Here is a 1,737-nt window from a genome sequence, read left to right on the forward strand (position 1 = left end):
ACGGCTCCCGGCTCCCGGCTCCCGGCTCCCGGCTCCCGGCTCCCGGCTCCCGGCTCCCGGCTCCCGGCTCCCGGCTCCCGGCTCCCGGCTCCCGGCTCCCGGCAGCCTGACACTATTCCACTCCCGAGTGGGGCAGGTTGAGGTCAACTTGAGGTTCCCGCGTACGGTCGACCGCCGTTGGCAGGGAGCCGGGTGGGGTCCTCACGGCAGGCGCAGCATCGGCATCCACGTCGTACTTCCCGCCGCACTTGAGGCCCCGGTCCCGCTTGGCGCGACCGATATCCCCATCGAGCCGCCATCGTTCTCGGCCTGCAAGGCTGCGGCAGCTTTGCCGAACGGCCACGGCAGCCGAAACTTTCCACGACCCTCTTGCTCAGAGGAACGCCACAGGGCACGTGGACCCCACCAGAGGCCATGGACCTGACCCACCGACCTGGCAACCCAAGTACTCAGGTCGCCCGCGGCGACGACGGACTCGGCGCCGAGTATCGGGCCGATGCCGGGCAGGGACTCGATGATCTCGGCCTGCAGACGGCAGCGGAACGTCTCGCGGATCTGCTTGTCGATCCGCCTGAGCCGGTCGTCCAGTTCCAGGATCTGTGCCGCCAGGTCAGTCACGATCTGGGCGCCCGACATCCTCGCCGGGCAACGCGGTGTGCTGGGCCTGGGCGGCTTCCAGCGCGATAGGGGCGACGGTGTCGGCGCTGCGCACGCTGCAGTTGACCAACCACGCCGTGAGTCTGGCTCGGCCGCGCCGGAGGATCGCTGCCGGGGTCTGGTAGCCGGTCAGCAACACCAGGGCACCCTTGTGGACCGAGAAGTCGAAGGCCCGCTCCAGTGCAGGGAAGACACCGATCAGCACGTCGCGCAGTCGGTTGATCATCCGCACCCGGTCGGCGATCAGATCGGACCGGTGGGCGGTCAGCAGCGCCAGATCGGCAGCCAGCTGCGCGGGCACGTCGATCGCGGCGAAGTCCCTGCGGTGACGTGCGGTTTCGGCGATGACGTAGGCACGGGCGTCGGTCTTCGCCTCCCCTCGGTAGGCCCCCGACATGGGGTTGACCGTGCGGCCGGGCACATAGACAGCCTGCTGACCGTGAGCTGCGAGCAGAGCCAGCATCAGCGCGGACGACGTGGCGGAGATATCCACCGCCCACTGAACCTCGTCAGCGCGCGCTCAACCGCGGAGATCCTCTCCACCACACCGTGAGACGCCATCCTTCATGTCCTCGCCCTCTTCCTCCAGTGCCTGGCGGACCACCCGCAGGGCCATGCCTTCGGGGTAGCCCTTGCGGGCCAGCATGCCCGCGAGGCGGCGCAGCCTCTTGTCGCGGTCGAGCCCTCTGGTGGCGCGCAGCTTCCGGGCGACCAGCTCGCGTGCGGTCTCCTCCTCCTGCTCGGAGTCCAGCCGGGAGACCGCGGCGTCGATGAGTGTGTTGTCGACGCCCTTGGTCCGCAGCTCCCTGGCGAGGGCGCGTCGGGCCAGGCCGCGGCCGTGGTGCCGGGATTCCACCCAGGCTTCGGCGAAGGCGCTGTCGTTGATCAGGCCGACCTCCTCGAACCTGGACAGCACTTCCTCGGCGGCCTCGTCGGGGATCTCCCGCTTGCGCAGGGCGTCGGCGAGCTGGCTGCGGGTGCGCGGGGTGGCGCGGGCCCCGGCGCCGCGCAGACCCCCCGCCCGCCCGCCCCCGGGCCCCCCGGGGGCGCCCCCCCCCCCCCCCCGCCCCCGCAGTGGGC

The 1,737-nt window shown here is 71.4% G+C and carries 1 protein-coding gene and 1 pseudogene; both read right to left on the reverse strand.

Annotation, left to right across the window (positions count from 1 at the left end; genetic code table 11):
• Nucleotides 1-441: 441 nt before the first annotated feature.
• Nucleotides 442-1,177 (reverse strand): annotated as a pseudogene (locus ACFWR9_RS28335) (transposase); the annotation flags it as partial.
• Nucleotides 1,178-1,737, reverse strand: a 560-nt coding sequence (gene recX, locus ACFWR9_RS28340) for a recombination regulator RecX (protein ID WP_383846738.1), incomplete at its 5' end; no start/stop codon positions are given.

Origin of the sequence: Streptomyces sp. NPDC058534 (assembly GCF_042717365.1) — a bacterium.
Classification (GTDB): Bacteria; Actinomycetota; Actinomycetes; order Streptomycetales; family Streptomycetaceae; genus Streptomyces.